The following is a 5,515-nucleotide window of genomic DNA, read 5'->3' on the forward strand; positions in this document are numbered from 1 at the left end:
CACCACCTACACCGACACCTTCACGGCGCGCAGTGCCGACGGCACCCTCACTTCGGTCACCGTGCATATCCTCGGCACCAATGATGCGGCCGTGCTGTCCGCCGACATCGCCAACCTCACCGAGACCAATGCCGCCGTCGACATTTCCACCGCCGGCACCCTGACCATCAGCGACGTCGACAGCGCCGCAACCTTCGTCGCACAAACCAACACCGCCGGCAGCTACGGCCAGTTCTCCATCGGCACCGACGGTGCCTGGACCTACGTCGCCACTTCCGCCCACGACGAGTTCGCTGCCGGCACCACCTACACCGACACCTTCACGGCGCGCAGTGCCGACGGCACCCTCACTTCGGTCACCGTGCATATCGCCGGCAGCAACGACTCACCGACGATCACTTCCAACGGTGGCGGTGCGACGGCTTCGATCAACGTGGCGGAGAACACTACGGCGGTCTCGACAGTGGCGGCGACCGATGTTGATCTGCCGGCACAAACGCTGAGCTACAGCATCGTCGGCGGAGCGGATGTCGCGAAGTTCTCGATCGTTTCAGGCACAGGCGTGCTGAGCTTTATCTCTGCACCCAACTTTGAAGCACCGACTGATTCGGGAACGAACAACGTTTATGACGTGATTGTGCGGGCGTCGGACGGCACGCTGTTTGACGACCAGGCAATCGGGGTAACCGTGACGGGAGTCAACGATAACTCCCCGGTGATCACCTCCAACGGTGGCGGTGCGACGGCTTCGATCAATGTGGCGGAGAACACCACGGCGGTCACGACGGTGGCGGCGACCGATGCTGATCTGCCGGTGCAAACGCTGGGCTACAGCATCGTCGGCGGAGCGGATGCCGCGAAGTTCTCGATCGTTTCAGGCACAGGCGTGCTGAGCTTTATCTCTGCACCCAACTTTGAAGCGCCGACTGATTCGGGAGCGAACAACGTTTATGACGTGATTGTGCGGGCGTCGGACGGCACGCTGTTTGACGACCAGGCAATCGGGGTAACCGTGACGGGAGTCAACGACAACTCCCCGGTGATCACCTCCAACGGTGGTGGTGCGACGGCTTCGATCAATGTGGCGGAGAACACCACGGCGGTCACGACAGTGGCGGCGACCGATGCAGATCTACCAGCGCAGACGCTGAGCTACACGATCCTGAATACGGCCGGGACGGACTTCAGCAAGTTCTCGATCAGTTCGAGTGGGGTGCTGACGTTCAATTCGGCGCCCGATTACGAGAATCCCCAGGATATCGGTGGCACCGACGGCGACAACGCCTACGTTGTGGACGTTCAGGTGGCCGACGGCAATGGCGGAACCGACACGCAGACCATTACGGTAAACGTGCAGAACGTCGTTGAGACGCCAGTTGATACCGTGGCTCCAACAGTGACTTCCATTACTGCGTCCCCAATGTTAGGGAACAACGATAGCGGCAAAATAACCATCACGTTCAGTGAAGCTGTGATTAACTTCGATATCAGTGATTTCAGTGTCACCGCAGGCCGCGGAACCCTCAGCAACTTCTCCGGTAGCGGCAATACTTACACAGTGGATTTCACAAGAGCAGCCGGCAATGGATCTAATGGATCTGTAAAAGCCAGCGTTACAAACACCTACACGGACTTGGCTGGTAATACGGGTGTTGCGTTCACCTCTAGCGCAAATCTCCCGGCAGGTGTGGCTGGCGAACCCATCAATCTAGCCCTCAACGTTCCGTCGGCCGATATCAGCGGCCCAATAAGGGTGGCCATCAGCGGTGTTCCCTCGGGATGGACGTTCAATGCAGGAACCGACAACGGCGACGGCACCTGGACAGTGCAGACTAGCGATCCCGACGCATTGACTGTGACAACTCCAAGCGAATTCGCCGGTGCGTTGGTGCTTGATGTCAACATGTACTGGACCAACGCCGACGGCAGCATTGGAAATGCCTTTGTGTCCGACAACGTCGAAGCCTACGCCCCCGGCTCGCCGATCTTCGCATTGTCAGCGGACGACAACCTGACCGGCTCGTCCGGTGCCGACACCTTCGTCTTCGCCCATCCGATCGGCAACAACGTCATTTACAGCTTCGATGCGACGGCGGACAAGATCGACTTGATCGGCTTCACGGGCGTCAACGATTTTGCGGATGTGAGTATCGTCAACGACGCGAACGGCAATGCCGTGCTCAGCATCGGCGCCGACCAGACGATCACTGTCAAGGGCGTGGATGCGGCGGCGTTGAGCGCGGCCAACTTACTGTTCGATGTGGACCCGGTCACGACCAATACGGGCACCATCACCATTGCCGACGGCGCGATCATGCCGTTCGGTGGCAGCATCGACAACAGCGGCACCATAGAGCTCGGCTCCACCGGCAGCGGGACCGATCTCGAGATTCTGTTCCGTGGCGCGACGTTGAGCGGTGGCGGGCACGTGGTTCTGTCCGACAGCGCGCAGAACGTGATCTTCGGTGGCAGCGCGGACACGGTGCTCACCAATGCCGACAACACCATCTCGGGTGCCGGCCAGTTGGGAGCGGGGCAGATGATGCTGGTCAACTCGGGCCTGATCCTTGCCAGCGGCGTCAACTCGCTGGTGATCGATACCGGTAGTAGCGCCGTGACTAACTCTGGTGTGCTGCAAGCCAGCGGCAGCGGCAGCGGCGGATTGGTGATTGAAAGTACGCTCGTCAACAGCGGCAGCCTGTGGGCGAACGATGGCAACATCACCGTCAACGCAGATGCCAGTGGCGGGGGGAGCGCGACTATCAGCGGTTCGGCGATACTGGAGTTCGGTGCTGCCTCCGATCAGCATGTGACGTTCGACAGCGGTGCAGCTGGCACGCTCAAGCTCGATGTGTCGACGGCGTTCAGTGGCAGCGTCAGCGGTTTTACCGCAGGTGACAAGCTGGACTTTGGCGATGTTGCGTTCGGCACCAATACGCAGATCACCTATGCAGCGAATGACACAGGCACCGGCGGCATGCTGAGCGTGAGCGACGGTGCGCATGTGGCGCATCTCGCGATGAATGGCCAATACGCGGCCGCGGGTTTGCAGGCGAACGCCGAGGGTAACGGCAGTGAGCTGGCCTACGATGCAGCGGCGGCAAACCACACGATGCTGGGCGGCCAGGCCAACGACGTTCTGGTCGGCGGTGCGGGTGACGATCTGTTCTTCGGCGGGCTGGGCAACGACACGCTCAATGGCGGCTTCGGCAACGACACCTTCATGTTTGCTGCGGCAGGCTTCGGCAACGACTCGATCCAGGACTTCGATATCGATCCGGCCGCAGGGCAGGACTTGCTCAATATCGCAGGGCTGGGGATCAGCAGCGAGACGTTCGCTGCCAACGTGAGCATTGCGGCTGACGGGGCGGACACGGTGATCGGGATCGGAGCGGACACTATTCGCCTTGTCGGTGTTAACAGTGCCGGTATCGATCAGGCGGACTTTATCCTGATGACATGATGCTTTTGCTGCTGGCCGCACGTTGCTACGGGGTTGCAGACCCCATCGCGAACAAATCCGCGATGGGGTCTGTGGGCGGTAAAGTACTGGTTGCGGCGGCCTTTGCAGCGGGAACTTCAGGGTACTGGCCAGGTCAATTGGGGCCCTGTATCGCAGATGCCGAGCATCGCTTTGGCCTGTTTTACTTCAGTGCCTTCCGAGATCAGTCGAGTTCGCCCCCCTGATGCCAACCAAGAGTTTTCTGCCGGGCCTCATCCTCGTGTTCTGCGCCGTCGCGTCGTTTTGTTCCGTCGCTGCCGAGCGGAGAGCGCCCGCGCAAAGCAACAGCGCATCAACCACCCTGATCGAAACCGCCTCGCGGCAGTATGAAAATGGCCAACTGGACCAGGCCGCTGCCACGCTTGAGCGTGCCCTGCATATCCAGCCGAACAATCCCGCGACGCTGCATTACCTCGGTGTGTTGCGTCTTCAGCAGGGGCAGTACCAGCAGGCTGAAACCCTGGCGGCGCGCTCGAACATGCGGGTTGGTCGCAACGTCGAGTTGCGCAACCGCAACTTCCAGTTGATCCAGGCGGCGCAGCAGGCCCAGGCTTCGGGTACCCCACCCAATGCCAAAGAGGACCTGGCCGCAGCACAGAAGGGGCTGCAAGAGGAGGCTCAAAGGCGCCGCGAAGCGGAAATGGCCGTTGCTGAACAATCCACTCCGGACACTGGGCGCGACACTGGCAACTTCGCTAGCGCAGAGACAGGTCGGGATTCGGATGCGCCGACGACTGGCAGAGCCAGGCCCGAAGGAAAATTGCAAATGGCTAATGTCGAACCAGAGCCCGCGTACGGTGAGGTTGAGATCCCCCGCGGACATTTACCGCCGCCGGGTAAATGCCGAATCTGGTTTCCTGATCGTCCGCCGGGGCATCAGCCTGCACCCGGTAAATGCAAGAAACTGCGATATCGGGTTCCGTCAGGAGCCTACCTGGTGCACGGTTGAGTTTCTGAGTCTCCACTCCTGGCTGGGGGGCTGTCCGTCGCGAAGAGCTGCAAACGACTGTGATCGGAACAAAGCTACCTGCCGAAAACGGTACCAAATGCGGACTGACCGATCGTCACCAATTGGTTCAAAGCCAATACAGGAGCGCAATGGTATACAACCAGCCGATGCAGAGGGTGATAGTCAGGTAGACCACCACGAGCACCAGAGAGTGATTCCACATGACACTGACCTCCCATAACCACGGTTTGAGGCGCGTCAGGGGCGTCTGATAAACCGAGTAAACCTAGATCAGGCCCGTACTACCGCATCCGCACTGCTCCTGAATCGGCGGGCACTTCACCGTGCCAAACGAACAGAACACACAGCAGTCACCGGGGTTCGGGCGTAACAGGGTTTTGCAACTGCCACATTCGTAGAAAAACTGACAGGCATCGGTGGGCATGGCTTCGCGCTTGGCGAAACCGCAATGCGGGCAGGTCAACACGGATTCGAGGATGACGGCGCTCATGGTTGCCTCACTTGTGAACGGTGGAGGGATAACCCGCCTTCGTCGTCGCCTTGGTCAACGCTTCAGGATCGGCTGTATTGGGGGCATAGGTGACGATGGCCATTTTCTCCGCGAAATTGACCTTGACGGTACTCACGCCGGACAACTGCTCCAGCGAACTCTTGACCGTGATCGGACAGACCGGACAGGTCGTGTTCTGAACGTCGAGCCTGACGGTTTCCGCTGGAGCCTGAGCCATCGTTTTCTCCATTAAACTGATCTAACCCAGGGTCACTTTACACTCCGTACCTGGGTACAGAATCAAGGGGCGTGTGATGGCGACAGGGCTGAGTATCGGCAAGTTGGCGGCAGCTGCCGGGGTGAACATCGAGACTATTCGCTATTACCAGCGACGCGGCTTGCTGGATGAACCGCCAAAGCCGCTCGGTGGTTATCGGCACTATCTACCGGAGCAGGTCAAGCGGTTGCGCTTCATCAAGAGGGCGCAGGCGCTGGGGTTCACGCTGGATGAGGTGGGCATACTGCTGAAACTGGATGCGGCTTGCACTTGCCG

5 protein-coding genes are annotated in these 5,515 nt (G+C 59.9%); 3 read left to right on the forward strand and 2 right to left on the reverse strand.

Annotated elements, in window-relative coordinates:
* Both KGA96_RS29445 and KGA96_RS29450 read left to right on the forward strand, forming a co-directional pair.
* A partial coding sequence (locus tag KGA96_RS29445) for a beta strand repeat-containing protein (RefSeq protein ID WP_223516060.1) occupies window positions 1–3,463 on the forward strand: 3,463 nt, incomplete at its 5' end.
* A gap of 223 nt (window positions 3,464–3,686) precedes the next feature.
* On the forward strand, window positions 3,687–4,451 hold the full coding sequence (locus KGA96_RS29450) for a tetratricopeptide repeat protein (protein ID WP_080925385.1): 765 nt from the start codon (window positions 3,687–3,689) through the stop codon (window positions 4,449–4,451).
* Between the two features lie 286 nt (window positions 4,452–4,737).
* Here the strand turns inward: KGA96_RS29450 and KGA96_RS29455 are convergent, their stop codons facing one another.
* Both KGA96_RS29455 and KGA96_RS29460 read right to left on the reverse strand, forming a co-directional pair.
* Window positions 4,738–4,962 (reverse strand): GDCCVxC domain-containing (seleno)protein, encoded by a 225-nt coding sequence (locus KGA96_RS29455; protein ID WP_046043121.1) that lies wholly within the window; start codon window positions 4,960–4,962, stop codon window positions 4,738–4,740.
* Window positions 4,963–4,969: 7 nt separating this feature from the next.
* Window positions 4,970–5,200, reverse strand: a complete 231-nt coding sequence (locus KGA96_RS29460; protein WP_223516063.1) for a heavy-metal-associated domain-containing protein — start codon at window positions 5,198–5,200, stop codon at window positions 4,970–4,972.
* A gap of 76 nt (window positions 5,201–5,276) precedes the next feature.
* Here KGA96_RS29460 and KGA96_RS29465 point away from each other — a divergent pair.
* Window positions 5,277–5,515 (forward strand): MerR family transcriptional regulator (locus KGA96_RS29465; RefSeq protein WP_223516066.1); only part of this gene is annotated, 239 nt, incomplete at its 3' end.

This window comes from Pseudomonas sp. GL-R-26, from assembly GCF_019947365.1.
Taxonomy (GTDB): Bacteria; Pseudomonadota; Gammaproteobacteria; order Pseudomonadales; family Pseudomonadaceae; genus Aquipseudomonas.

What these genes read in the sequence shown, in the direction of transcription:
- KGA96_RS29460 (WP_223516063.1), bottom strand. Translation starts at nt 5,200, where the DNA reads ATGGCTCAGGCTCCAGCGGAAACCGTCAGGCTCGACGTTCAGAACACG.
- KGA96_RS29455 (WP_046043121.1), bottom strand. Translation starts at nt 4,962, where the DNA reads ATGAGCGCCGTCATCCTCGAATCCGTGTTGACCTGCCCGCATTGCGGT.
- KGA96_RS29450 (WP_080925385.1), top strand. Translation starts at nt 3,687, where the DNA reads ATGCCAACCAAGAGTTTTCTGCCGGGCCTCATCCTCGTGTTCTGCGCC.